This window comes from Nonomuraea sp. NPDC005692, assembly GCF_040631115.1.
Taxonomy (GTDB): Bacteria; Actinomycetota; Actinomycetes; order Streptosporangiales; family Streptosporangiaceae; genus Nonomuraea.
The window spans coordinates 907,957-931,495 of sequence record NZ_JBEXYU010000001.1 but is presented as its reverse complement, the minus strand read 5'-3'; the positions used below and the strand labels follow the sequence as shown (position 1 = coordinate 931,495).

20 protein-coding genes are annotated in these 23,539 nt (G+C 72.2%); 8 read left to right on the top strand and 12 right to left on the bottom strand.

The window, feature by feature from the left end; all coding sequences use genetic code 11:
* Positions 1–25: 25 nt before the first annotated feature.
* Positions 26–922 carry a haloalkane dehalogenase gene (locus ABZ459_RS04415; protein WP_357965697.1) on the bottom strand — a complete coding sequence of 299 codons (897 nt, stop codon included), beginning with the start codon at positions 920–922 and terminating at the stop codon, positions 26–28.
* A gap of 15 nt (positions 923–937) precedes the next feature.
* The gene (locus ABZ459_RS04410) at positions 938–2,668 is read right to left on the bottom strand and encodes a hypothetical protein (protein ID WP_357965695.1); all 1,731 of its coding nucleotides are present in this window, start codon (positions 2,666–2,668) and stop codon (positions 938–940) included.
* Positions 2,669–2,922: 254 nt separating this feature from the next.
* Between ABZ459_RS04410 and ABZ459_RS04405 the strand changes: the two genes are divergently transcribed.
* Positions 2,923–4,452 (top strand): MFS transporter, encoded by a 1,530-nt coding sequence (locus tag ABZ459_RS04405; protein ID WP_357965693.1) that lies wholly within the window; start codon positions 2,923–2,925, stop codon positions 4,450–4,452.
* Between the two features lie 35 nt (positions 4,453–4,487).
* Positions 4,488–5,216, top strand: coding sequence for a DoxX family protein (locus ABZ459_RS04400; RefSeq protein ID WP_357965690.1), 729 nt, complete (start codon positions 4,488–4,490; stop codon positions 5,214–5,216).
* On the opposite strand, the gene ABZ459_RS04395 is transcribed toward ABZ459_RS04400, so the two are convergent.
* Positions 5,202–6,116, bottom strand: a complete 915-nt coding sequence (locus tag ABZ459_RS04395) for a DMT family transporter (protein WP_357965687.1) — start codon at positions 6,114–6,116, stop codon at positions 5,202–5,204. The genes ABZ459_RS04400 and ABZ459_RS04395 overlap by 15 nt on opposite strands.
* 62 nt (positions 6,117–6,178) lie before the next feature.
* The gene (sthA, locus tag ABZ459_RS04390) at positions 6,179–7,582 is read right to left on the bottom strand and encodes a Si-specific NAD(P)(+) transhydrogenase (protein WP_357965685.1); all 1,404 of its coding nucleotides are present in this window, start codon (positions 7,580–7,582) and stop codon (positions 6,179–6,181) included.
* Positions 7,583–7,641: 59 nt separating this feature from the next.
* Between sthA and ABZ459_RS04385 the strand changes: the two genes are divergently transcribed.
* On the top strand, positions 7,642–8,460 hold the full coding sequence (locus tag ABZ459_RS04385; protein WP_357965682.1) for a PhzF family phenazine biosynthesis protein: 819 nt from the start codon (positions 7,642–7,644) through the stop codon (positions 8,458–8,460).
* On the opposite strand, the gene ABZ459_RS04380 is transcribed toward ABZ459_RS04385, so the two are convergent.
* The 6 genes from ABZ459_RS04380 to ABZ459_RS04355 form a co-directional block, all read right to left on the bottom strand.
* Complete coding sequence (locus ABZ459_RS04380) at positions 8,438–9,271, bottom strand: biotin-dependent carboxyltransferase family protein (protein ID WP_357965679.1); 834 nt, start codon at positions 9,269–9,271, stop codon at positions 8,438–8,440. The two genes, ABZ459_RS04385 and ABZ459_RS04380, sit on opposite strands and share 23 nt — an antisense overlap.
* Entirely contained in the window at positions 9,268–9,885 is a 618-nt protein-coding gene (locus ABZ459_RS04375) for an allophanate hydrolase subunit 1 (RefSeq protein ID WP_357965677.1), read from the bottom strand. The genes ABZ459_RS04380 and ABZ459_RS04375 overlap by 4 nt, the downstream gene beginning before the upstream one ends.
* Positions 9,882–10,637: a 5-oxoprolinase subunit PxpA gene (locus ABZ459_RS04370; protein ID WP_357965674.1), complete on the bottom strand. Its 756-nt coding sequence runs from the start codon at positions 10,635–10,637 to the stop codon at positions 9,882–9,884. Before ABZ459_RS04370 ends, ABZ459_RS04375 begins: the two co-directional genes overlap by 4 nt.
* 20 nt (positions 10,638–10,657) lie before the next feature.
* The gene (locus ABZ459_RS04365) at positions 10,658–11,428 is read right to left on the bottom strand and encodes a thioesterase family protein (protein ID WP_357965671.1); all 771 of its coding nucleotides are present in this window, start codon (positions 11,426–11,428) and stop codon (positions 10,658–10,660) included.
* A 10-nt stretch (positions 11,429–11,438) separates the two neighbouring features.
* Entirely contained in the window at positions 11,439–12,929 is a 1,491-nt protein-coding gene (locus ABZ459_RS04360) for a hypothetical protein (RefSeq protein ID WP_357965873.1), read from the bottom strand.
* Between the two features lie 141 nt (positions 12,930–13,070).
* Positions 13,071–13,295: a hypothetical protein gene (locus ABZ459_RS04355; protein WP_352357735.1), complete on the bottom strand. Its 225-nt coding sequence runs from the start codon at positions 13,293–13,295 to the stop codon at positions 13,071–13,073.
* A gap of 141 nt (positions 13,296–13,436) precedes the next feature.
* Here ABZ459_RS04355 and ABZ459_RS04350 point away from each other — a divergent pair, with 141 nt between their 5' ends.
* The 3 genes from ABZ459_RS04350 (at position 13,437) to ABZ459_RS04340 (ending at position 18,213) form a co-directional block, all read left to right on the top strand.
* Complete coding sequence (locus ABZ459_RS04350; protein ID WP_357965668.1) at positions 13,437–14,006, top strand: HhH-GPD-type base excision DNA repair protein; 570 nt, start codon at positions 13,437–13,439, stop codon at positions 14,004–14,006.
* A gap of 206 nt (positions 14,007–14,212) precedes the next feature.
* On the top strand, positions 14,213–16,303 hold the full coding sequence (locus tag ABZ459_RS04345; protein WP_357965666.1) for a SpoIIE family protein phosphatase: 2,091 nt from the start codon (positions 14,213–14,215) through the stop codon (positions 16,301–16,303).
* A 242-nt stretch (positions 16,304–16,545) separates the two neighbouring features.
* A complete protein-coding gene (locus ABZ459_RS04340; protein ID WP_357965663.1) occupies positions 16,546–18,213 on the top strand; it encodes an RNA polymerase sigma factor in 1,668 nt (555 codons plus the stop codon).
* Between the two features lie 66 nt (positions 18,214–18,279).
* On the opposite strand, the gene ABZ459_RS04335 is transcribed toward ABZ459_RS04340, so the two are convergent.
* On the bottom strand, positions 18,280–19,026 hold the full coding sequence (locus tag ABZ459_RS04335; RefSeq protein ID WP_357965661.1) for a peroxide stress protein YaaA: 747 nt from the start codon (positions 19,024–19,026) through the stop codon (positions 18,280–18,282).
* A 60-nt stretch (positions 19,027–19,086) separates the two neighbouring features.
* On the opposite strand from ABZ459_RS04335, the gene ABZ459_RS04330 reads away from it, so the two are divergent.
* Positions 19,087–19,788: a GNAT family N-acetyltransferase gene (locus tag ABZ459_RS04330; RefSeq protein WP_357965658.1), complete on the top strand. Its 702-nt coding sequence runs from the start codon at positions 19,087–19,089 to the stop codon at positions 19,786–19,788.
* A 552-nt stretch (positions 19,789–20,340) separates the two neighbouring features.
* Here the strand turns inward: ABZ459_RS04330 and ABZ459_RS04325 are convergent.
* The gene (locus ABZ459_RS04325; RefSeq protein WP_125639804.1) at positions 20,341–20,571 is read right to left on the bottom strand and encodes a hypothetical protein; all 231 of its coding nucleotides are present in this window, start codon (positions 20,569–20,571) and stop codon (positions 20,341–20,343) included.
* Positions 20,572–20,818: 247 nt separating this feature from the next.
* Here ABZ459_RS04325 and ABZ459_RS04320 point away from each other — a divergent pair, with 247 nt between their 5' ends.
* Positions 20,819–22,885: a DNA topoisomerase IV subunit B gene (locus ABZ459_RS04320; RefSeq protein ID WP_357965654.1), complete on the top strand. Its 2,067-nt coding sequence runs from the start codon at positions 20,819–20,821 to the stop codon at positions 22,883–22,885.
* Positions 22,886–23,539 lie beyond the last annotated feature (654 nt).

The following is a 23,539-nucleotide window of genomic DNA, read 5'->3' as shown; positions in this document are numbered from 1 at the left end:
CCGACGATTGGGCGGGCCTGACACGCTAGGTGGAGGTCACGAAAAGGGCGATCCGACGTCCGAGTTCGGTGCCGGCGTCCTCCTGGAGGAAGTGGCCGGCGCCGGCGATCACCGGATGGGACAGCCCGGCCGTGCCCGCGACGGCCTTGAGCATGATGGGCGCCATGCCGCCGGTGATGGGGTCTCCGTCGGAGAAGGCCACCAGGAACGGGCGGTCGAGCGTGGTGAGGATCTGCCAGGCAGCGCGGTTGGCGGGCGCGGCGGGGTCGTCGGGCGTGATCGGCACGAGTCCGGGCAGGGCGCGCGGGCCCGCTTTGTACGACTCGTCCGGGAACGGCGCGTCGTAGGCCGCCCGCACCTCGTCGCTGAGGCGCGTCCGGCAGCCCGCCTGGACCAGCCGGGCGATGTCCAGCGTGGGGGCGCCGGCGACGGTGTCCTTGAAGCGGTGCCAGACGTCGGGCATGGGAATGTCACCCGAGGGCAACCCCGTGTTGGCGGCCACGATCCTGGCCACGCGCTCAGGGTGCTCGGCGGCGATCCGCAGCCCGATCAGGCCGCCCCAGTCCTGGCCGACGACGGTGACGCGGTCCAGGGCCAGCGCGTCGAACAGCAGCGCGCGGGTCCACTCGACGTGCCTGGCGTAGGTGTGCTCGGCGGGGTCCACGGGTTTGTCCGAGCGGCCGAAACCGATCAGATCGGGGGCGATCGCGCGCAGCCCGGCCGCGGCCAGCTCGCGCATGACGTGGCGGTAGAGGAAGGACCAGCTCGGCTCGCCGTGCAGCAGGACGACCGGCTCGCCGTCCGCGGGGCCGGCTTCGACGTAGGCCATGCGCAGGCCGTCCGGCAGGTCGGCGTGGCGGGGCTCGTAGGGGAAGTCGGGCAGGCTCGCGAAACGCTCTTCGGGGGTGCGCAGGGTCCGCATAGAACAAAACTCTATTCACCGTCGCTGGTGTCTGCCGGGGAACTCGCCGACGAGCACCTGCTTGGGGGTGACGCGCAGGACGTCCGGGCCGGCCAGGGCGACGCCCCGCACCTCCACCCAGAACCGCCGCTGCAACGGGTCGGCCGCGAACACCGCGACGCGCGGGTCGCCCGCCACGCCCTCCCACGCCTCGGGCCCCGCGATCAGCCGCAGCTCGCCGGAGGAGGTGACGGACCCGGCCGCGCCCACGACCCGCGGCCCCGTCGGGTCGCCGTAGGACAGGACGAGGCTCCTGGCGTAGGAGAACGCCTGGCGCGCCTCCGGGGGCAGGGTCACCGAGGGCGCGCCGCCCATGGGCAGGTCGCACATGACGAGCGAGGCCCGCCAGGGCCCCGGCGCGCCGCGCCACCACGCGCGCAGGGCGTGCGCCGCGAACACCGTCATCGCCGCGCCGAGCGCGCCCAGCCCCGCCCGCCATCCCCACGCCGACCCCAGCGCGCCGCCGACGGCGCAGCCGAGCGCGGCGAGCGCCACGAAACCGCCCGCGGCGAGCAGCCACCCGTCGCCCCCGCGGCGCGCCCGCAGCCAGGCCCGCAGCATCGGGAACGGCACCGCCACCGCCGCCACCGCGGCCCGCGGCTCGACCGCCAGCGCCCCGCCGACCAGCGGCACCAGCACCGACCAGGTCCTGATGAGCACGATCCACAACGTCACGCCGGCGTTCCTGGCCGCCGTGCGCTCGCCCGTGGCGCGGGCCAGCTCGGCCAGCGCGGGCATCGGCCGCCCCCGCCACGCCTCCGCCAGCACCCGGACGACCGCCAGCGCCGGCCACATCAGCACCACGATCCCGGCCAGCCCCGCCCACACCGGATCCCGCCAGGACGGCGCCGCCGGCACCGCGCCCAGCAGCAGCCACCCCGCGAACGCCGGCGCCGACAACCCGGCCGACACCACGGCCGCGCCCAGCCAGGGATCGCGCCCGGCCATGGCCGGCACGTACGCCCAGACCCCCACCCGCCGCGCCTGCCGGACCGTCAGCGGCACCAGCGCGGCCAGCGCGGCGAACCCGCACCACCGCGCCCACACCGCCGAGTCGAGGGCCGGCGCGGCCGCCGTGACGGCGATCGTGGCCAGGGCGAGCAGCAGCCGGGCCTGGCGCGCCCACACCTCCAGCGCCCGCCTGGCCCGTCCCGTCTGGCGCGGGTCGACCGGCCAGGCGGGGTCGTGGTGCGGGCGCGGACGGTCCCAGCGCAGCAGGCACAGGGCCAGGTTCACGCGGGCCTGCGGATGGGCCGGAGCCGTGGCGAGCGCGGCGCGGTAGGCCCGCCCGGCCTCCGGATGGTCGCCGCGCAGCAGCGCCAGGTCGCCGAGCAGGACTTGGGGGTCGGCCTCCTCGGGGGCGAACCGCGCGGCCAGCACGGCGTCGGCGACCGCCGCGGACCAGCGGCCGGGGATCCGGCGGGAGATCGCGGCCAGGCGCAGGCGGGCGGACCAGGAGCCGGGCGCGAGGTCCACGGCGCGTTCGGCCGGGGGGAGGGCGTCGGCGTCGCGGCCCTGGCGTTCGTGGGCCAGGCTGATGAGGCGGCAGGCCCATTCGTCGCCGGGGTCGAGGTCGGCCGCCCGGCGCGCGGCCTCCAGCGCCGATTCGGGACGGCCCGCGTTCAGCCTGGTCAGGGCCTCGGTGCACCACTCGCGTGAGGACTTATCGGAAATATCGTCTTTCCCGGCACTTCCATCGTTCCCCACGGCTTCCATGATCGGGTGACGGATGGAGGTTGGGTAGATCCAGACATATGGCTGTATCTCACTAGAGAGGTGGGGGGCGTCGCGGATCGGCCCATACCGCTATGCCGAGCGCCTGGCATGGCCTAAGCTGCCACGCAAGCCGGAGTGGAGAGCCACGGCAGGAGAGGGCGCGAGACCGCCCCCGTGAGTTCCCCCGCTTTCGACCGTTCTGCGCGTGCAGGCCCTGGTGACCGGATCGGCCTGCAAGGAGGCCCATGACCGTCACACAGGCCGCACCCCTCGTACGGCGTGCCGATCGCCCGCGACGGGACAACCGCTGGGCCGTCCTCGTGCTGCTGTGCCTGAGCCTGCTGCTGATCACGGTCGACGCCACCGTCCTGCACATCGCGGTGCCCGCGCTCACGGCCGCGCTCGAACCGTCCTCCGTCGAGCTGCTGTGGATCATCGACAGCTACTCGCTCGTCGTCGCGCCGCTGCTCATCGTGTTCGGCACGCTCGGCGACCGCTACGGCCGCAAGCGGCTGGTCCTGGGCGGCTTCGTGCTGTTCGGCGTGGCCTCGGCGGGAGCGGCGTTCGCGCCCACGCCGCTGACCCTGATCCTGGCCAGGGCGCTGCTCGGTGTCGGCGGCGCCATGATCATGCCGGCCACGCTCTCACTGATCCGCCAGGTGTTCACCGACCGCCGCGAACGGGCCGTCGCGCTCGGCGTCTGGAGCGCGGTGGCCGCGGCCGGGGCGGCGGTGGGCCCGCTGATCGGCGGCGTGCTGGTCGGCGTCTGGTGGGGCGCGGTCTTCCTGATCAACGTGCCGATCCTGCTGGTGCTGCTGCCCCTGGCCGTCCGGCTGCTGCCGGAGTCGCCGCTGCGCAGGGAACGCCCTTGGGACTCGACGAGCGCCGTGTTGTCGGTGCTCGGCCTGCTCGCCCTGGCCTTCGGGCTGAAGGAGGCCGGGGCGGGGAGCCTGCTGCCGTTCTGGGCCTCGGTGCTGGTCTTCCTCGGCGGGGCGGGCCTGCTGGTCGCGTTCGTCCGCCGTCAGTCCCGTCTGCCGGCGCCGCTGCTGGAGCTGGCCCTGTTCCGGCGGCGCGAGTTCACCACCGGCGTGGCCGGCGTGCTGCTGGGCGTGTTCGCGCTGGTCGGGCTCCAGCTCATGCTGGCCCAGTACCTGCAGCTGGTGCTGGGCGACAGCCCGGTGCGCGCGGCGATCAGGATGTTGCCGCTGGTGCTGTCGGCCGTCACCGGCGGCCTCGCCGCGGCCCACATCCTGCCCAGGATCGGCATGCGCGCCACGATGAGCGGCGGGCTCGGGCTCGTCGCGCTGGCCCTGACCCCCACGCTGGACTGGGGCGTCGAGGGCCATCCCGTGATGCTGGCGGTCTGCTTCGTGGGCATCGGGTTCGGCGTGCAGGTGGCGCTGCTGGCCGCCTCCGACACGATCATGTCCTCCGTCCCCGAGTCCCGGGCCGGCGGGGCCGCGGCCATCGAGGAGACCGCGTACGAGCTGGGCGCGGGCCTCGGCGTCGCGGTGCTCGGCACGATCACCACGCTCGCCTACGCGCCCGCCCTGCCCGCCGTGCCCGGCGTGTCCGTGGGCCGCATGGACCAGGCCAGGCAGTCGCTGGCCGGAGCCGCCCACGTCGCCCGCGAGATCGGCGGCAGCACCGGCGACGCGCTGCTCGGCGCCGCACGCTGGGCCTTCGTCAACGCGCTGCACACGACCGTGGTCGTCAGCGTCGTCCTGCTCGGCCTGACCGCCGTCGCGGTGGCCGTGCTGCTCAGCCGTGATTGAGGTGTGCCATGACCCGAACAGGGCAGACAAATACCGTGAAACAGGCCCTGCGTGATGTCGCCGCCTTAGTCGCCCGCGTCGGCGTGGGCGGCATCTTCTTCGCCAACGGCTGGACCAAGCTGGAGGACGGGCTCACCGCCACCGGCGCGAAGTTCCTCCAGCAGGGTGCGCCCGCGCCCGGCGCGTGGGCCACGGTCACCATGCTCGCCGAGCTGATCGGCGGGGCGCTGCTGATCGCCGGGCTGGGGGTCGCCGTCACCGGGCTGATCCTGTTCGCCGAGGCGCTGGGCGTCTTCCTGGTGGCCCCGCCGCTCAACCCCATCAGCATGAACGAGCTGATCCTGCTCGGGGCGGCCGCCATTCTGCTGGCCGTCGTGGGCGCGGGACGGCTGTCGGTCGACCACATGGTGGTGATCCGCAGGCGGGAGAGCGAGGCGGCCGACGAGTTCGCCGCCGACGCCGAGGCCGACCGGGTCATCGCCTCGCTGCGCGACGCCGACACGCCCGCCCGCCAGTCGAGACCGGCCGAGGACGCCGTCCCCCAGACCGAGGAGACCGGGCGGCAGGCCGAGGAGACCGGGCAGCAGGCCGGGGACGCGCCCTCGCCCATGACGGACACCATGCCGCACCCGCGGCCCCGCACGCGGCCCGCCGGCCCGCCGGCGACCGAGGAGCCCGCGCCGGCCCCGGCGACCGGCGACACGCTGGTGGCGGGCCGCAAGAAGCCCGCGCCCCGCGGCCGCCGTCCCTCATCGGAGGGCTGAGCGCGCGGGCACGCGCAGCGCGCCCTGGGTGAGCGCGATGGCCAGCAGGATGACCAGCGCGCCCACCGGCTGGTTCCAGGTGATCGTCTCGTCGAGCAGCAGCACGCCGGAGGCCACCGCGAACACCGGCAGCAGGTACGTCACCGTCGAGGTCGTCGTCACGCCCGCCAGGGCCTGGACCCGGTACAGCAGCAGGTAGGCCACGCCGGTGCCGAGGCCGCCGAGGCCCAGCAGGCTCCACCAGACCTCGGCGGGCGCCGCGGTGTCCACCAGCGGCACGCCCGCCACCAGCGTGATCACCGCGAGCTGGACCGCGCCGGTCAGCAGCTGTCCCGCGGCCAGCACCACCGGCGGCTCGGACCGCCGCCCGGTGATGAAACGCCCCATGTACGCCCCGCCGACCCCGTAGCAGAGCGCCGCCCCGAAGCAGGCCAGGCTGCCGCCGAGCTGCCCGCCCGCCATGGGCTGCCACACCCCGAGCACCACCATGACGCCGGCGAACCCGAGTCCGAGCCCGGCCGCCCGCGCGGCGGTCGCCCGTTCGGCGCGCAGCACCAGCGTGAAGGCCAGAGTGCACAGCGGCGTGGTGGCGTTCCAGATGGCGGCGACGACGGAGGAGACGTACTGCTCGCCGTAGGCGAACAGGGTGAAGGGCAGCGTGGTGAGCACGACGGAGGCGATCTGGAAGTGCCCCCACAGCCGCGGGTCGCGGGGGAGCGCCCGCCTGGTGACCGCGAGCGCGATGAGCAGGGTGGCCGCGCCGACCGCCATGCGTCCGAACGACACCTGCAGCGGGTGCAGCGCCCCCACGGCGACCTTGATGAAGAAGAAACTGTTGCCCCAGATGGCGGCCAGCAGCAGGAACGCGGGCAGCCACCTCCCCGCGGTCTCGCTGCGCACGTACGCCTCCCCTAGATGAACCATCGAGGAGCGTAGCGGTCAGAACCGACAATTGGCAGAAGTTACATGTCGGCGGTGAGCCGGGCCACCACCCGCATCTTGTTCATCGCGTCCAGCGCCGCCACCTTGTACGACTCCGCCAGCGTCGGATAGTTGAACACCGCGTTGACCAGGTAGTCCACGGTCCCGCCGCAGCCCATCACGGTCTGGCCGATGTGCACCAGCTCGGTCGCCCCCGTGCCGAACACGTGCACGCCGAGCAGCCGCCGGTCATCGGAGGAGACCAGCAGCTTGAGCATCCCGTACGAGTCGCCGATGATCTGCCCCCTGGCCAGCTCCCGGTAGCGCGAGATGCCGACCTCGAACGGGATGCGGTCGCGGGTCAGCTCGTCCTCCGACTTCCCGACGAAGCTGATCTCCGGGATCGTGTAGATGCCGATGGGCGGCAGCTCCCGCAGCTGCTCCACGGGTTCGCCGCAGGCGTGCTGGGCGGCCACCCGGCCCTGCTCCATCGAGGTGGCGGCCAGCGCCGGGAAGCCGATCACGTCGCCGACCGCGTAGATGTGCGGCACGGCCGTGGCGTAGTGCTCGTCCACCCGGATCCGGCCGCGGTCGTCGGCGGCCAGCCCGGCGGCCACCAGGTTCAGCTCGGCCGTCCTGCCCTGGCGTCCGGCCGAGTACATGACGCAGTCGGCGGGGATGCGCTTGCCGCTCTCCAGCAGGGTCAGCGCGCCGCGCGGGCGGCGTTCGACGGCGGCGACGTGCTCGCCGAAGCGGAAGGTCACCGCCAGGTCGCGCAGGTGGTACTTGAGCGCCTCCACGATCTCCAGGTCGCAGAACTCCAGCATGCGCTCGCGCCGTTCGACCACGGTCACCTTGGTGCCGAGGGCGGCGAACATGGAGGCGTACTCGATGCCGATGACCCCGGCGCCGACCACGACCATGGTCTCGGGCACCCGGTCCAGGTGCAGGATCGCGTCGGAGTCGATGACCGTGCGCTCGTCGAACTGCACGCTGTCCGGGCGGGCGGGGGAGGTGCCGGTGGCGATCACGATCCGGTCGGCGGTGACCTTGCGCTCCTCGTCGCCGCTGATCCCGATGGTGTGCGGGTCGAGGAAACGTCCGGTGCCGGGCAGGACCGTGACGTGGTTGCGGCCGAGCTGGCTGCGGATCACCTGGACCTCGCGGCCGATCACGTGCTGCGTGCGCATCCCGAGGTCGGCGACCGTGATCTCGTCCTTGACGCGGTAGCTGGCGCCGTACAGCTCGCGCTGGTTGAGGCCGGTGAGGTAGAGGACCGCCTCGCGCAGCGTCTTGGACGGGATCGTGCCGGTGTTGATGCAGACGCCGCCGATCATGTTCCGCTTCTCGACGACGGCGACCCGCCTGCCCAGCTTCGCCGCCGCGATGGCGGCCTTCTGCCCGCCGGGACCGGAGCCGAGCACCAGCACGTCGTAGTCCGCCACATCGCCCAGTGTGAGCGCGCGGGGTTACCGGCGGAAGACCCGTCGGCCAGACTGCGCGTATGCAACGTGCATTCCGTCAGGTCGACGTGTTCACCTCCGTCCCTTATCGCGGCAACCCGCTCGCGGTCGTGCTCGACGGCCAAGGGCTGGACACCGAGGAGATGCGGCGCTTCGCCGCCTGGACGAACCTGTCCGAGACGACGTTCGTGCTGCCCCCGACCGTGCCCGGGGCCGACTACCGGGTCCGGATCTTCACCGGCAGCGGCGAGCTGCCCTTCGCCGGGCATCCCACGCTCGGCACCTGCCACGCCTGGCTGGAGAGCGGCGGCCGGCCGCGCGACGCGGCGGAGATCGTCCAGGAGTGCGACGCCGGGCTGATCCGGGTGCGCAGGACCGAGGACGGGCTCGCCTTCGCCGCGCCCGAGCTGGTGCGGTCGGGGCCGGTCGAGGAGGAGCTCGCCGAGCGCCTGGCCGAGACCCTGCGCATCGGGCGCGAACGCATGCTGGCCGTCGAATGGGCCGACAACGGGCCCGGATGGGTGGTGGTGGTGCTGCTGGCCGCCGCCGAGGAGGTGCTGGAGCTGCGGCCGGGCGCGATCGAGCACATGGTCGGCGTGGCGGGGCCGTGCCGGGAGGGCTCGCCGTACGCCTACGAGGTGCGCGTGTTCGCTCCCGACGTCGAGGATCCGGTGACCGGCAGCCTGCACGCGTCCCTGGCGCAGTTCCTGCTGCGCACGGGGCGGGTGAAGGCGCCGTACACGGCGGGGCAGGGGACCGTGCTCGGCCGGGCCGGGCGCGTGCGGATCACCGCCGACGAGCGGGACGTGTGGGTCGGCGGGGCGGTCGTCACCTGCGTCAGCGGCCAGGTCGCGTTGTGAAGCGCACCTCGTCGCCGGGCCGCAGTTGCGCCGCGACCGGCAGGTCGGCCTGCCGCACCACCGCGATCACCGGGTAGCCGCCCGTGGGCGGGTGGTCGGCGAGGAACACGATCGGCTGCCCGCTCGGCGGCACCTGCACGGCGCCGGTGACCATGCCCTCGCTCGGCAGCTCGCCCTTCCTGGCCCGCGTCAGCTCGGGCCCGCGCAGCCGCACACCGACGCGGTTGCTGTCCTGGCTCACCGCGTACGGCCCCCCGCACAGCGCCTCCAGCGCCTCCGGGACGAACCAGTCGTCCCGCGGCCCGGCGAGCACCCGCAGCACGGCGGGCGCGGGCCCCGGCGGCGGCGCCAGGTCCACCGAGATCTCCTCGGCGACGGACCCGCCCACCGGCAGCAGCGCCCCGGCCCGCAACGGCTCGGGGCCGAGCCCCGACAGCGAGTCGGTGGACCGGCTGCCCAGCACCGGCTCGACCGCGATGCCGCCGCGCACCGCCACGTACGTGCGCAGCCCCCACTCCGGCGCCCCCAGCCGCAGCTCGCCCCCCGGCGGCACCCAGAACGGCCCCCCCATCCGCGCCTCCGCCGGCGCGCCGGTCAGCGCCGCCCACGCGCCCTCGCGGAACCGCAGCCGCGCCAGCCCGAACGTCACCTCGATGCCCGCCGCGTCCTCGCGGTTGCCCACCAGCCGGTTGGCCAGCCGCAGGCTCGGCGCGTCGGCCGCCCCCGAACGTGGGACGCCCAGATGGGCCAGGCCGGGCCGCCCCAGATCCTGGACGGTCGCGTACGGACCGGGCGCGATCACCTCGATCATGCGCGCTCGAACCGCACGCGCATCCCCGGCCGGAACAACGACGGCGGCTCGGCCGTCACGTCCCACACCCGCGTCGCCGTGCGACCCAGCAGCCGCCACCCGCCGGGCGAGGCGGCCGGGTAGACCGCCGAGTACGGCCCCGCGACCGCCACCGAGCCGGCCGGCACCGACGTGCGCGGCGTGTCCAGCCGGGGCAGTTCCAGCACGGGGTCGAGCCCGGTCAGATAGGCGAACCCCGGGGCGAACCCCAGCCACCCGACCACCAGCTCGCGCCCGGTGTGCCGGGCGACCACCTCCTCGGCCGAGATCCCGGCCAGCGCCGCGACGGAATCGAGATCGGCGCCGTCATAGACGACGGGAATCGTCACCACCGGCCCGGCCGGAGCGTCGGCCCCTCCCGCCGCCCCGCCCGCCGTTCGGGTCATGGCCGCCAGCCTGACCCGCAACCGCTCCCGATCGGCGCCCGGCGCCACCACGAGCACGGTCTCCGGCCCCGGCACGACCTCCACGACCCCCTCGGGCCGCTCGGCCCGCAGAGCCGCGTCGAGCCGGTGGGAGGCCGCCAGCGACCCGGTCTCCACGAGCAGCGCGTGCTCTCCCGCCGCACGGATCACGCGAACGCCTGCAGGACCACTCCGGCCGCCAGCAGGTCGTTGCGCACGGCACGGGCCAGCCCGACGGCGTCAGGGGTGTCTCCGTGGACGCACAGCGACCGGGCGGAGACGGACACCGGACTGCCGTCGACGGCCGTCACAGAGCCCTCCAGGGCCATCCGGCGGGCCCGCGTGGTCACCGCCGCCACGTCGTGGATCACCGCGCCCGCCTCGCGCCGCGGCACCAGCGCCCCCGCCGCCGTGTACGCCCGGTCGGCGAACGCCTCGCTCACCGTCGGGACGCCCGCCGCCGCGGCCACCTCGTGCACGGCCGAGACCGGCAGCGTCAGCACCGGCAGCGACGGGTCGTAGTCGGCCACGGCGTCGATCACCGCCGCCGCCTGCACCTCGTCGCGGCAGACCCGGTTGTACAGGGCGCCGTGCGGCTTGACGTAGGAGACCCGGCCGCCCATCGCCCTGGCGATGCCGTCGACGGCCGCGAGCTGGTAGAGCACCTCGGCGCACAGCTCCTCGGGCTCGACCTCTATCTCCCTGCGGCCGAAGTGGGCCAGGTCGCGGTAGGACACCTGGGCGCCGATCGACACGCCGCGGTCGACGGCCGCGGCGCACGTGCGCCTGATCGTCACGGGGTCGCCCGCGTGGAAGCCGCAGGCGACGTTGGCGCTGGTGACGATGTCGAGCAGCGCCAGGTCGTCGCCGAGCCGCCAGATGCCGAAACCCTCACCGAGGTCGGCGTTGAGGTCGATCACCATCCCACCATCATGGCGCAGCGCTACCTCGGCGCGACGTACAACGTCTGAGTCGCCGAGCCGACTTCGCCGCGCTCGTCGTACAGGGTGGTCCGGGTCAGGCCGCGGCCGGCGGGGCCGATCGCGGTGGCCGCGTCCATGCAGGTCCATTCGCCCACCGGCGTGCGGAACAGCGAGATCGTCAGGTCGACGTTGACGAACAGGTGGGTGGCGAAGTCGACGGCCGGGCTCACGCCGTTGCCGCTGTCGGCGAACGCGGCCAGCCGTTCGAACGGGGTGGTCTCCTCGCCCTCCACCAGCGGCACGGTCAGCCTGCCCCACACCGTGGCCGGGCCGCTCAGCATCGGGCCGCCGCGGGCGAACCGCCAGTCGAACGCCCTGCCGTAGCCGAAGCCCGACACCAGGTAGGACCCCGCGTGCTCGGGCGAGGGCGGCGGCACGGGCGCGGGCGGCCCGGCGGCCGGCGTGGCGGGCGTGTCGGCCTCGCGGATGCGCCACGCGGTGGCCCTGGCGTACTCGCGCCCGCCGGACAGCACGGCCGCCGACAGGCACTGCACCCGCTTGCCGTCGCGGACGACGTCGGTGACGACCTCCAGCTCGGCCACGGGCACCGGGGCGAACACGTCGACCGCCAGCCTGGACAGCGCCAGGCCGGGCAGGGGCGCGGTGCGGTCGAGCTCATGGACGATCAGGGCGGTCACCGGGCCCATGTGCTGGGAGCCCGGGTCCCACGGCCCCTGGGTGTGCTCGGAGGCGAGGTAGCGGCCCATGGCCAGCCGGCGGTACATCGACATGGGACGGACTCTAGATCTCGTCGGGGATGTCGGCGATGTCGTCGAGCGCCGCGGCCAGCTCGTCGGGGTCGCCGCCGATGCGCTCGGCGATCTCGATCAGCACGTGGAGCACGTCGTGACGGTCGTGGCCGAGGTCGAGCAGGCGCTGGGCGGCCTCCCACAGCTGGGGCGGGTCGCCGTCCCACAGCCGGGTCGCGATCTCCTCGTGCCAGGCCAGGTGCTCCTGGTCGATCACGCCGCCGTGGTCGATCTCCAGTAACGTGCGCCGGTCGGCCTCGTCGGCCGGGTTGAGCCGGTCGAGGTCGATCCCGTTGTGCACGCCCTGCAGGTAGGGGAACGCGAACACCCGCCTGGCCAGCGCCGACAGGTCGCCGTCGGGCAGCAGCCGCTCCAGCAGCGGCCGGTCGAGCCCGAACGACGTCGGGTCGCGGTAGGCCTCGGGGAACTTGCCCGTGGCCTCCCACACCGCGTCGAGCGTGGCCTTGAGCCCCTGCTCGGGCAGGCCGGTGCGGCGCGCGGCGAAGCGCACCCACGCCGACAGCACGTGCGGCATCGCCTCCTGCTCGGCCACGCTCAGCATCACCTTGCGCGGCAGCCAGTCGAGCAGGAACGTCTCGCACTTGGTCGGGCTGACCCGCAGCGGCCGGTTGAAGTCGCGCTCGCAGCCGTAGTCGATGATGTGGTCGGCGCAGCGCGAGGCCGCCGACGGGTCCGACAGGTGCTCGGCGGCGTCGGAGGCCAGGAACTCGGCGGCCAGCATGGCCCGCCGCTCGCGGCTGTAGGGCGCCTCGATGTGCAGCGGCGCCGGACGTTTGCGGCCCGGCGGCAGCGCCTTGAGCCGGGCGCGGGCGAAGGCGTGGTAGGCGCTGTAGCTCTCGCTCACCGGCGGCGGCGTCTTGGGCTCCCTGGTGGCCTTCATGGCCGAGTCCAGGAGCGCCCTGGCCTGCTCGGGCTGGATCTCCTCGAACAGCAGCATCGGGTTGTCCGCCGCCTCGGCCCTGGCCTGCTCCAGCAGCTTGTCGACGTGCGAGGACACCCACGCGTCGCGGGCCATGCCGCTCATGTTGTGGTCGACGACCACGACCAGCGCGTGCCGGTCGCTCGGCACCGATGCCTCGTTCCAGCGGTAGGCGAACGTGCAGATCACCGTGTCCTGGTCGCCGTAGGCGTCGCGGGAGACGTAGCAGCCGGTGGGCTTGACCGCGCCGACCTTGTCGGCCCACCCGGGCCTGGCCACGCCCGACTCCATCATCGCCAGGGCCGCGCCCTCGGCCTTGGCGCCCTGGCGGGCGGTGCCCAGGTAGGCCAGGCACACCAGCAGCGTCAGGGAGGCCGGGGTGCCGGCCTTGGCCGCGTAGTCGACCAGGCCCTCCCCGAGGACCTGCTCCACGTCACCGCCCCTGACCCGCCTGCCCCACCAGGCCCCGATCATGTCTGAGACCATCAGCTCCGCGTCGAGAGGGCTGCGCACCGCGAGCAGCTCGCGGGCCGCCTGCACCATCTCCTGGAACACGTCGTCGGGCGGGCTGCTCTCCCGGGGATCTCGTCGGTGTCGGCGCACGCCCTCACTCTCTCGTATTCCAGGCGCAAACGGTGAAGAGAACTCGGCCTGGTGACCCCGATGTTATCGGTGGAGCCGCGATCAGCGGGGACTTCGGGGCGGCGGGGCGGAGTTCACGATGGCGAGCAGGTGCTCGCGCGCGATGCGCTCCACCACCTCGGGCGTGGCCGGGACGCCGAGATGCTCGGCGCACGCGCACACGTCGGCCACGCACCGGTCGATCGTGTCCACGGGTACGGTCAGGAACTCTTCGGCCAGCCTGAGACTGACCGGCTCCCTGAGGAAGCGTGTGGCCAGAGCGAGCATAGATGTGAGATTCCTCTGGAGACCCGGGAGCAAACCCCCAGGAACGTATGCAGGGTGACTTGCGCTCCCATTTCATCTTTTCTCGGCCTTGTGTCAAGGCTCTGAGGCGCCTGTGTTCGCTTCTCGTGCAAAGCTGTTTCCATGCGCATCCAGCTCGCCCAGCGGGACGAGGCAGACGAGCTCCTCGGCCGCAGCCCGCTCGCCCTGCTCGTCGGCATGCTGCTCGACCAGCAGATTCCCATGGAATGGGCGTTCACAGGGCCGCACACCATCTCGGAGCGGCTCGGGCACGACCTGACCGCCGAGGAGATCGCCGCCTGCGACCCCGAGGCGTTCGCCGCGCTGCTCGCGCAGAAGCCGGCCGTGCACCGTTACCCCAAGTCGATGGCCGCCCGCGTCCAGCAGCTCGCGGCCTACCTCGTCGAACACTACGACGGGCGGCCCGAGCTCATCTGGAGCGACGCGGCCGACGGGAAAGACTTGTTGAAACGACTGCAGGCCCTTCCGGGATACGGCAAGCAGAAGGCCCAGATCTTTTTGGCATTGCTGGGCAAGCAGCTGGGGGTCCAGCCGTCAGGCTGGCGTGAGGCAGCCGGACTCTACGGCGAGGAGGGGTCATACCGTTCGGTCGCCGACGTGGTCGACACCGACAGCCTGGGCCGGGTGCGCGCCGCCAAGCAGGAGGCCAAGCGCGCGGCCAAGGGCGAGTAACCTGATCTTGCTGCGCAATGTGGAGCGACTTTGACAGGATGCGTTGACCCTTATGGCGACCGGGCGGCGGCGGGGGCTTCCGTCGGCGCATGCCCATCGCCGATGATGTACTGCAGAATCCGGTCGCCCGGAGCTGCGCTACGCCGATACACAGTTATGGAGATGTGCCGCGTGGGAGACCCTGGCACGCGACGGAGGTGCCGACCATGAGCGCCGAGACCTCCGTTCCCCGTCCCCGGGAGTCGGATGTGGACATCTCAGACTCCGCCCTGTTCAAGGGCATGCTGTCGGAGGCCGAGTTCGCCTTCGCGTTCTTCGACGGCGATGGCCGCGTCCAGCGGGTCAACGACGTGTTCAGCGACGTCGTCAGCGTGCCCGCCGAGCGCCTGGTGGGCCGCTCGCCGGTCGAGGTGCTGGCGGCCGACCTGAGCCAGATCATCACCCACGCCGTCCAGGCCGTCATCGAGAGTGACGCGCCGGTCACCGAGGGCCGCGTGCGGGTGCGTTCCGCCGAGGGCGACACCCGTCACTGGTCGTTGTCGTTCTCGCCGGTCCACGACGAGGCGGGCGAGCTGCGCGCCATCGCGCTGGTCGGCCTCGACGTGACCGAGAGCAGGCAGACCGAGGAGGCGCTGCGCCGCAGCGAGGAGCGCTACCGCTCGCTGGTCGAGGCGCAGTCCCAGCTCGTCTGGATCACCTCGCCCACGGGCGCCGTCGTCGAGGACGCGCCCCAGTGGCGCGCCATCACCGGTCAGGGGCTGGAGGAGTACCTCGCCAACGGCTGGCTGGAGGTCGTCCACCCCGAGGAGCGCCAGCAGACCGAGGAGGCCTGGCGCGAGGCGCTGCGCGGCCGCACGATGTTCGAGTGGAACTACCGGGTCCGCACCCGGGCCAGCGGCTACCGCCACTTCGAGGTGCGCGCGGTGCCGATCATCAGGCACGGCAGGGTCGTGGAGTGGGTCGGCGCCAACACCGACGTCACCCCGCAGCGCGAGGCCGAGGAGATGCGCGGCAGGCTGACCGACCAGCTCGGCGCCGCCGCCCTGCGCACCGCCCGGCTCCAGGGCGCGACGGCCCAGCTCGCCGAGGCCCTGACGGTCGAGCAGGTCGTCCAGGTCATCATCGACGTGGGCCGCACCGCCCTGGCCGCCGACCGCTCGGCCGTGGCGCTGCTCGACACCGACCGCGCCGCGCTCAAGCTGGTCAACGGCGAGGGCATCCCCGAGGTCCAGGGCTCGGGTGACGAGATCCCGCTGTCCCACTCCAACGTGATGACGATGGCCGTCAACAGCCGCCGTCCGGTCTTCGCCGAGTCGCCGGAGTCGCTGAAGGCCCAGCTGCTGGAGGCCGGCGACGACGAGGAGGCGCTGGCCGGGTTCATCAGCCAGGGCGACGAGCGGGCCTGGGTCGGCCTGCCGCTGCTGGCCGCCGGCCGGGCGCTCGGCGCGCTGCGCTTCTCGTTCACGCGCCCGCAGAAGATCTCCCAGGAGGACGGCGTCTTCCTGGAGGCGCTGGCCGGGCAGTGCGCCCTGGCCGTGGAGCGGGCCACGCTGTTCGAGCGTGAGCACCGCACGGCCGAGACGCTGCAGCGCAGCCTGCTGCCCGACCGCCTGCCCGTGGTCAAGGGCCTGGTGCTGGCCCAGCGCTTCCGTTCTGGTAGCCGCCACGTCCAGGTCGGCGGCGACTGGTACGACGCGTTCGTCCTGCAGGACGGGCGTGTCGCGGCGGTCGTCGGCGACGTCATGGGCAAGGGCGTCAAGGCCGCGGCGGGCATGGGCCGCATCCGCAACGCGATGCGGGCCCTCGCGCTCACCAATCCGCCGCCCGCCGCCGTGCTCACGGGCCTCGACCGGGTCTTCGAGGCCACGGAAGAGGAGGAGCAGGTCACCACGCTGGCCTACATGGTCGTCGAGCCGGTCACTGGCGAGGGCACGCTGGCCATGGCCGGCCACCCGCCACCCGTCCTCGTCTCGCCCCAGGGCACGGCGATCCTGTGCGACGCCGAGCCCGGCACGCCGCTGGGCTGGCCCACCAGCCGCCGGCAGTTCCGGTTCGTGGTGCCGCCGGGACACACCGCGGTGCTCTACTCAGACGGTCTCGTGGAGAACAGGAAGCGAGGGCTTGACGCCGGTCTCGCAGAGATTTGCAGTGTTGTGACCGAAGCGCCGCCTGAGGTGGTCAGCAGTCCGCACATGTTGCTGGACTTCCTGGTTGACCGGATGTTGTCTGGATATGAACAGGATGATGACGTTACCGCGCTCGCAATTCACGTCCCGCCGGCCACGAAGAGTGACTGAATGAAACAGTCATAACGGTTGCTTTCGGGTATCAGTGCCCCGCTTACGTACGCACTACTGTCTTGGTCGGCCTAGGGTGGAGGACAACCGCCGGGAGGTGGCCGTATGGAGTGCGGGGTCGTGCCACAATGCTGTGTCAGGTCCGTCGCGCTTCGCACGGCCTCACCGATCTCCGAGAGAGGCAACAGCCCCCAGCGGGCATCTGGGTCCATTGTCGCCACGCGTTCGTTCGAGAGGTGTTCGTGTCGCCTGCAAGTTCGACTCGCTCGAAGCCACAAGAGCTGAACGAGCCCGTCATTCAGCGACTGCTCGAGCGTGGGCGCTCGCAGGGTTTCCTCGAGTCTGAGGATGTCCGTCAGGCCTTCGAGGAGGCGGACATCCCCATGTCGCACGCCGCCGCGTTCTTGCGGAACCTCAGCAAAGAGGGCGTGACCGTGGTGGTGACCGCCGCGGATTCGGCTGCGCCGAAGAAGTCTCGTGGTCCAGCAAAGCGCCGCACCGCTGCCCCCGTCAAGACCAAGACGGCAGCGGCCGCCAAAGAGCAGCAGCCCGAGACCGTGACCGCGGTCGTGGGCGCCGCTGAGGCCGAGCCGGCCGCCAAGAAGCCGGCTCCGGCCAAGAAGGCCGCTCCCGCTCCGAAGAAGGCGGCTCCGGCCGCCGCCAAGAAGGCCAAGCCAGAAGTCAGCGCTGGGCCTGCCGAGACCAAGCCGAAGGCACCCGAGGGCGCCAAGGCGACCGACGCGGACGACGACGACGATCTCGAGCTCGACGGCGACGTGGAGCTGGAGGACCTCGAGGACATCGAGGTCGACGACATCGTGGCCGAGGACGACGCCGAAGCCGAGGGTGACTCCGACTCCGACGACGACTCCGACGACGAGCCCAAGGCCGCCGACGTCGCCGTCGCCGCCACCGCGGACAAGAGCGAGGACGAGGTCCTCATCCTGTCCGACGACGACGACGACGCCCCGGTCGCCCAGGTGGCCGCCGCCGGCGCCACCGCCGACCCGGTGAAGGACTACCTCAAGCAGATCGGCAAGGTCCCCCTGCTCAACGCCGAGCAGGAGGTCGAGCTGGCCAAGCGCATCGAGGCCGGCCTGTTCGCCGAGGAGCAGCTCGGCGGCGGCGAGACCGAGAGCCTGCCGGTCGACGTCCGAGCCGAGCTCGAATGGATCGCCGAAGACGGCCGCCGGGCCAAGAACCACCTGCTGGAGGCCAACCTCCGGCTCGTGGTCTCGCTGGCCAAGCGCTACACCGGGCGCGGCATGCTGTTCCTCGACCTGATCCAGGAGGGCAACCTCGGCCTGATCAGGGCCGTGGAGAAGTTCGACTACACCAAGGGCTACAAGTTCTCCACCTACGCCACGTGGTGGATCCGGCAGGCGATCACGCGTGCCATGGCCGACCAGGCGCGGACCATCCGCATCCCGGTCCACATGGTCGAAGTGATCAACAAGCTGGCCCGGGTCCAGCGGCAGATGCTGCAGGACCTCGGCCGCGAGCCCACGCCGGAAGAGCTGGCCCGCGAGCTGGACATGACGCCCGAGAAGGTCGTCGAGGTCCAGAAGTACGGCCGCGAGCCCATCTCCCTCCACACCCCGCTGGGTGAGGAGGGCGACAGCGAGTTCGGTGACCTCATCGAGGACTCCGAGGCCATCGTGCCGGCCGACGCCGTCAGCTTCACGCTGCTGCAGGAGCAGCTGCACTCCGTTCTCGACACGTTGTCGGAGCGGGAGGCGGGCGTCGTGTCCATGCGGTTCGGCCTCACCGACGGGCAGCCGAAGACGCTCGACGAGATCGGCAAGGTTTACGGGGTCACCCGTGAGCGCATCCGCCAGATCGAGTCGAAGACCATGTCCAAGCTGCGTCACCCGTCCCGGTCCCAGGTGCTGCGCGACTACCTGGACTAGGAGCCACCTCGTCGATCGCCCCGTCCGGAACCCTCCGGGCGGGGCGATCGCCGTTTCCGGAGGTCGTCAGGCCGGGTCGGTGACGTGCACGTCGATCAGCCAGGGGCGGTTCGTCCGCGCGGGCTCGGCGAGGTCGACCGTCCAGCCCAGGTTGCCGAGGGTCTTGGCCAGCTCGCCGGGCGTGCCGGGGGCCTCCTCCTGCTGGAGCAGGACGCGGGCGATCTCGCCCCGGGTGGCCTTGGCCATGTGGCTGACGACCTTGCCGTCGCGGAAGACGCGTACCGACACCGACCGGTCGCCGGGCTGCCACGCCCCCGCGTACGTGGCCGAGCGCAGGTCCACCACCAGCCCCGGCATCCGGTCCAGTTCCTTGGACAGGTGCGTGCGCCAGTAGGCGGCCAGGCCGCCCAGCGGCGGCAGGCTGACGCCCATCGACAGGCGGTACGGGGGCACCTGGTCGGAGATGCGCAACACGCCCCACAGGCCGGAGAAGATCAGCACGGACTCCTCCGCCCTGGCCCGGGCGGCGTCGTCCAGGGTGTTCAGGCCGAGGTTGTCGTACAGGACGCCGGTGTAGAGGTCGGCGGCCGGAAGGGTGGGCGCGGTCCGCAACACCGTGTTCTTGGCCGCCTCGCCCGCCAGACCGGGCGTCAGCCCGAGCACCTGCGCGGCGTCGCGGCGCTTGGAGGCCCGGATGAGCGCGGTCATGACCCGCTTGCGGGCACGGTCGAGCTTGGGGAAGGACAGCTCCCCGAGCGGCGGCCCGCTTCCCTCGGCGGCCTTTCCTTCGGACGGCGGCAGCAGAATCAGCACAACCCCACACCCTAACGGGCCGGTCAGAGGGTGTTCGCGCTGGTCGGCTAGGCTGCGCGGATGAACGTCGACCTGCTGGTGCACCAGGCGTGGCCGGCCTACGAGCAGCGTGTTCACGACGGCTGGGTGCTGCGTTCCGCCGGCGGCGTGACCAAACGGGCGAACTCGGTGCTCGCCCTGAACGCCCCCGCCGACCTGGACACCGCGATCGGCGCCGCCGAGGCGTTCTACGGCGAGCGGGGACAGAGCTGCGCCTTCTCCGTCGGCCCCGGCACCTGGCCCGGCCTGGACGCCGAGCTGGCCCGCCGCGGGTACGAGCTGGTCGATCCGACGGTCATCATGGCCGGATCGCCGTCGGCCGAGCCGCGCGGCCCGGTCCGGATCGAGGACCACCCGTGGCCGGAATGGCTGGAGACCTGGTGGTCCGTGGACGGCCGGTACGGCGCCGGCCTGGAGGAGGCCGCCCGCATCTGCACCGGCGTGCCCGCCTGGTACGGGGCCGTCGAGGAGGACGGCGTGCCGGTCGCGGTCGGCCGGGTCGTGCCGCAGGGCGACACGGCGGGGATCTTCTGCATGGCGACGTTGCCGCGGGCCCGGCGGCGCGGACTGGCCCGTACGGTGCTGCGCGCCCTGACCAGGCATACCGGGGCGAAGAACGCGTACCTGGTCACCACCGAGCCGAACCACGGGGCTCAGGCTTTGTACCGCGGCGAGGGTTTCCAGACCGTCGGCCGATACCACTACAGAGTGCGTACGACCTGACACCCGCCGTACGAAGGGCCTGAACCAAGGGCGCGCGAGCGGCCGAACCACCGCGTGCAGAGGGTTGGGACTACGGCGCGCATGCGGCCCTGATCACCGTGCGGCGACCGTGGTGTACGGCGGGCGTGCCCTGGACCACCGCCTGCGCGCGCCTTGGACGGCCCCTTGCATGCGACCCGGCCAGCGCTTACGTGCGGCCCTAACCGCCGCGTGCGGTGGGTTGGGACTACGGCGCGTATGTGGCCTTGACCACCGTGCGGCGGTCCTGGTGCATGGTGGGCGCGCCCTGGGCCACCGCCCTGTGCGCGGCCTGAACCGCCGGGTGTGGAGGGTTGGGGCTATGGCGTGGATGCGGCCCTGACCGCCGTGGGTCGGGCTTGGTGTACGGCGGGTGCGGCCTGGATCACCGCGTGCGTGCAACCCAGCCACCGCCTGCGTACCCCGGAGTCACGGCTTGCGTGGGTCTGAACGCAGAACGGCGACCCCGGCGTGGTGCGCCGGGATCGCCGAACTGGACGTGCAATATGTGGTTATGTGATCACAACGAACGCGTCAGCGGTCGTCGTTGGGGTTCATTGACGGGGTTTCGCTGAGGCGAGCCGACTCGTCCAGGATGTCGGCGCCCTTTTCGCGCAGCGCTGCGACGTGCTGACGCCCATGGTGGGCGCAGAACAGCAGCTCCCCACCAACAGGCAGGGTCGCGCGAATGTAGGCCTGGGCGCCGCAGCGGTCGCAGCGGTCGAGGGCCGTCAGCGGCTTAACGGGGGCGAGAGCTCCAGTCACGTATCGCCTTTCGGGTCACCCCCGCCGAAGCGAGGATCTGGCGTCAGTCACTTGAGACAACATCTAACCGGACGTGGACGTTCCCAACCTCCGCCTCGCTACGCCCAGAGCAGAATGTGTCCGAAAGTAATGGTGATCAGCCGGTTGGTAACGGCAAACGTGTCGCCATGGCAAGCTTGTACGCGCGCCTGAGGGAAGAACGGTAGGCTACGCACACGTGTTCGATGCTTAGACCAGGGGAGCAAGAGTGACGGTAGTGGAGGCGGGTTACACAGCTCGTCACCTGTCGGTGCTTGAGGGCCTCGAGGCCGTACGCAAGCGGCCGGGCATGTACATCGGGTCCACCGACAGCCGCGGGCTCATGCACTGCCTCTGGGAGATCGTGGACAACGGCGTCGACGAGGCCCTGGCGGGCCACTGCGACCGCATCGAGGTCGAGCTCTACGCCGACGGTTCCATCGAGGTGCGGGACAACGGCCGCGGCATCCCCGTTGACATCCACCCCAAGACCGGCCTGGCCGGCGTCGAGCTCGTCTACACCAAGCTTCATGCCGGCGGAAAGTTCGGCAGCGGCTCCTACGGCGCCTCCGGCGGCCTCCACGGCGTGGGCGCCTCAGTGGTCAACGCCCTGTCCTCCCGGCTCGACGTCGAGGTCGACCTCGACGGGCGGGTCCACGAGATCAGCTTCAGGCGCGGCGTGCCCGGCGTCTTCGACGGCGACGGGCCCACGGCCAAGTTCAAGAAGAAGTCCGGGCTGCGGATCGGCGGCTCCCTGCCCAAGAACGTCACGGGCACCCGCGTGCGCTTCTGGGCCGACAAGCAGATCTTCCTGCCCGACGCCGAGGTCTCGCTCGACGAGATCCACGTGCGCCTGCGGCAGACCGCGTTCCTGGTGCCCGGCCTGACCCTGGCGGTCTTCGACAGCAGGGGCGAGGAGCGCACCGGCGAGGAGTTCCGCTTCGACGGCGGCATCTCCGAGTTCACCGAGTTCCTGGCCCGCGACGAGCCCGTCTGCGAGGTGCTGCGGCTGCAGGGCGTGGGCCACTTCCACGAGACCGTGCCGGTCCTCGACGACCAGGGCCACATGACCCCCACCGAGGTGCAGCGCGAGCTCACCGTCGACGTGGCGGTCCGCTGGGGCAAGGGTTACGAGTCGACCGTGCGCTCGTTCGTCAACGTGATCGCCACGCCCAAGGGCGGCACCCACATCACCGGTTTCGAGCGCGGCCTGGTCCGTACGATCAACGAGCTGCTGCGCGAGACCCGGCTCCTGAAGAGCGGTGACGACCCGGTCAACAAGGAGGACATCTCCGAGGGGCTGACCGGCGTGGTCACCGTCCGGGTGCCCGAGCCGCAGTTCGAGGGGCAGACCAAGGAGGTGCTCGGCACCTCCGCGGCCACCCGCATCGTCTCCCACGTGGTCTCGCGCGAGCTCAAGGAGCTGTTCGCCAACCCGCCGCGCGGGTTCAAGCAGCCGCTGCGGGCCGTGCTGGAGAAGATCGTCGCCGCCGCCAAGGCCCGTATCGCGGCCCGCGAGCACCGTGACAACCAGCGGCGCAAGAGCGCCCTGGAGAACTCCGCGCTGCCCGCCAAGCTGGTCGACTGCCGCAGCGACGCCGTCGACCGCAGCGAGCTGTTCATCGTCGAGGGCGACTCCGCGCTCGGCACGGCCAAGCTGGCCCGCGACTCGGAGTTCCAGGCGCTGCTGCCGATCCGCGGCAAGATCCTCAACGTGCAGAAGGCGTCCGTGAGCGACATGCTCAAGAACGCCGAGTGCGCCGCGATCATCCAGGTGGTGGGGGCGGGGTCGGGGCGTTCGTTCGACATCGAGGCGGCCCGCTACGGCAAGGTCATCCTCATGGCCGACGCCGACGTCGACGGCGCGCACATCCGCTGTCTGCTGCTCACCCTGTTCCACCGCTACATGCGGCCGATGGTGGAGGCCGGCCGGGTGTTCGCGGCCGTGCCGCCGCTGCACCGCATCGAGCTCACCAACCCCGGGCGCGGCAAGGAGAAGTACATCTACTGCTACTCCGACGGCGAGCTGCAGAAGGTCCTGCGCGACCTGGAGCGGCGGGGCAAGCGCTGGAAGGACCCGGTGCAGCGGTACAAGGGTCTGGGGGAGATGGACGCCGACCAGCTCGCCGAGACCACGATGGACCCGCGGCACCGGGTGCTGCGCCGGGTGCGCATCGAGGACGCCGAGGGGGCCGAGGCCATCTTCAGCCTGCTGATGGGGAGCGACGTGGCGCCGCGGCGGGAGTTCATCGTCAGCAGCGCGGCCGAGGTCGACCGCGACCACATCGACGCCTGAGCCCGGACGGGTGCTCCCGGGGCCGGACACCTGGCCCCGGGTTCCTGCGACGACGGCTCAAGGAAGGTCTCGGGTCCCAAGGATTTCGGGGCCTCGCGCCCACCTCTCGGTGACCACCATGCTTCAACTGCACTGACAGGGCGATACCGGGCCTTAACGTGACACCGGGCTTCCACAATGCTCTCCAACATGTCGTCCACCGCAAGACGACCCCTGGTGTTACCGGGCTGCGCCCTGGTCGGGCTTCAGGGCGACGACCCAATGTCACGTCACCGCGCCTCAAGGTAGTGCTCGACTTCGGGCGCCAGCGGGCCCAGGGCGACGCCTGGCCCAGGAAGATGCCGAGTTTGGGGTGGCATCGGCCTCAGGGCGACGCCGGGCTCAGAAGGACGCCGGATTCTGGGCGTTATCGGGCTCAAGGCGATATCCCGGGCCTCGGGGCGGCACCCCCGTATCAGGACTTCTGGCCCAAGTAGGTGTGGCGTTGCCGGTGGATGGCACGCGGGCTGGCTTGGGGAAGTCCTCATGGGAGGTCGGCGTGAACCTCCCGGCGGATGCGCGTGCGCCGGCGTGCGGTAGGGCGAGAGTCTGCCTGACGACCCGAGCGACCCGGGCGACCGGTCTCGGCGGGGCCGTCCCGTACCCGCGGCCTCG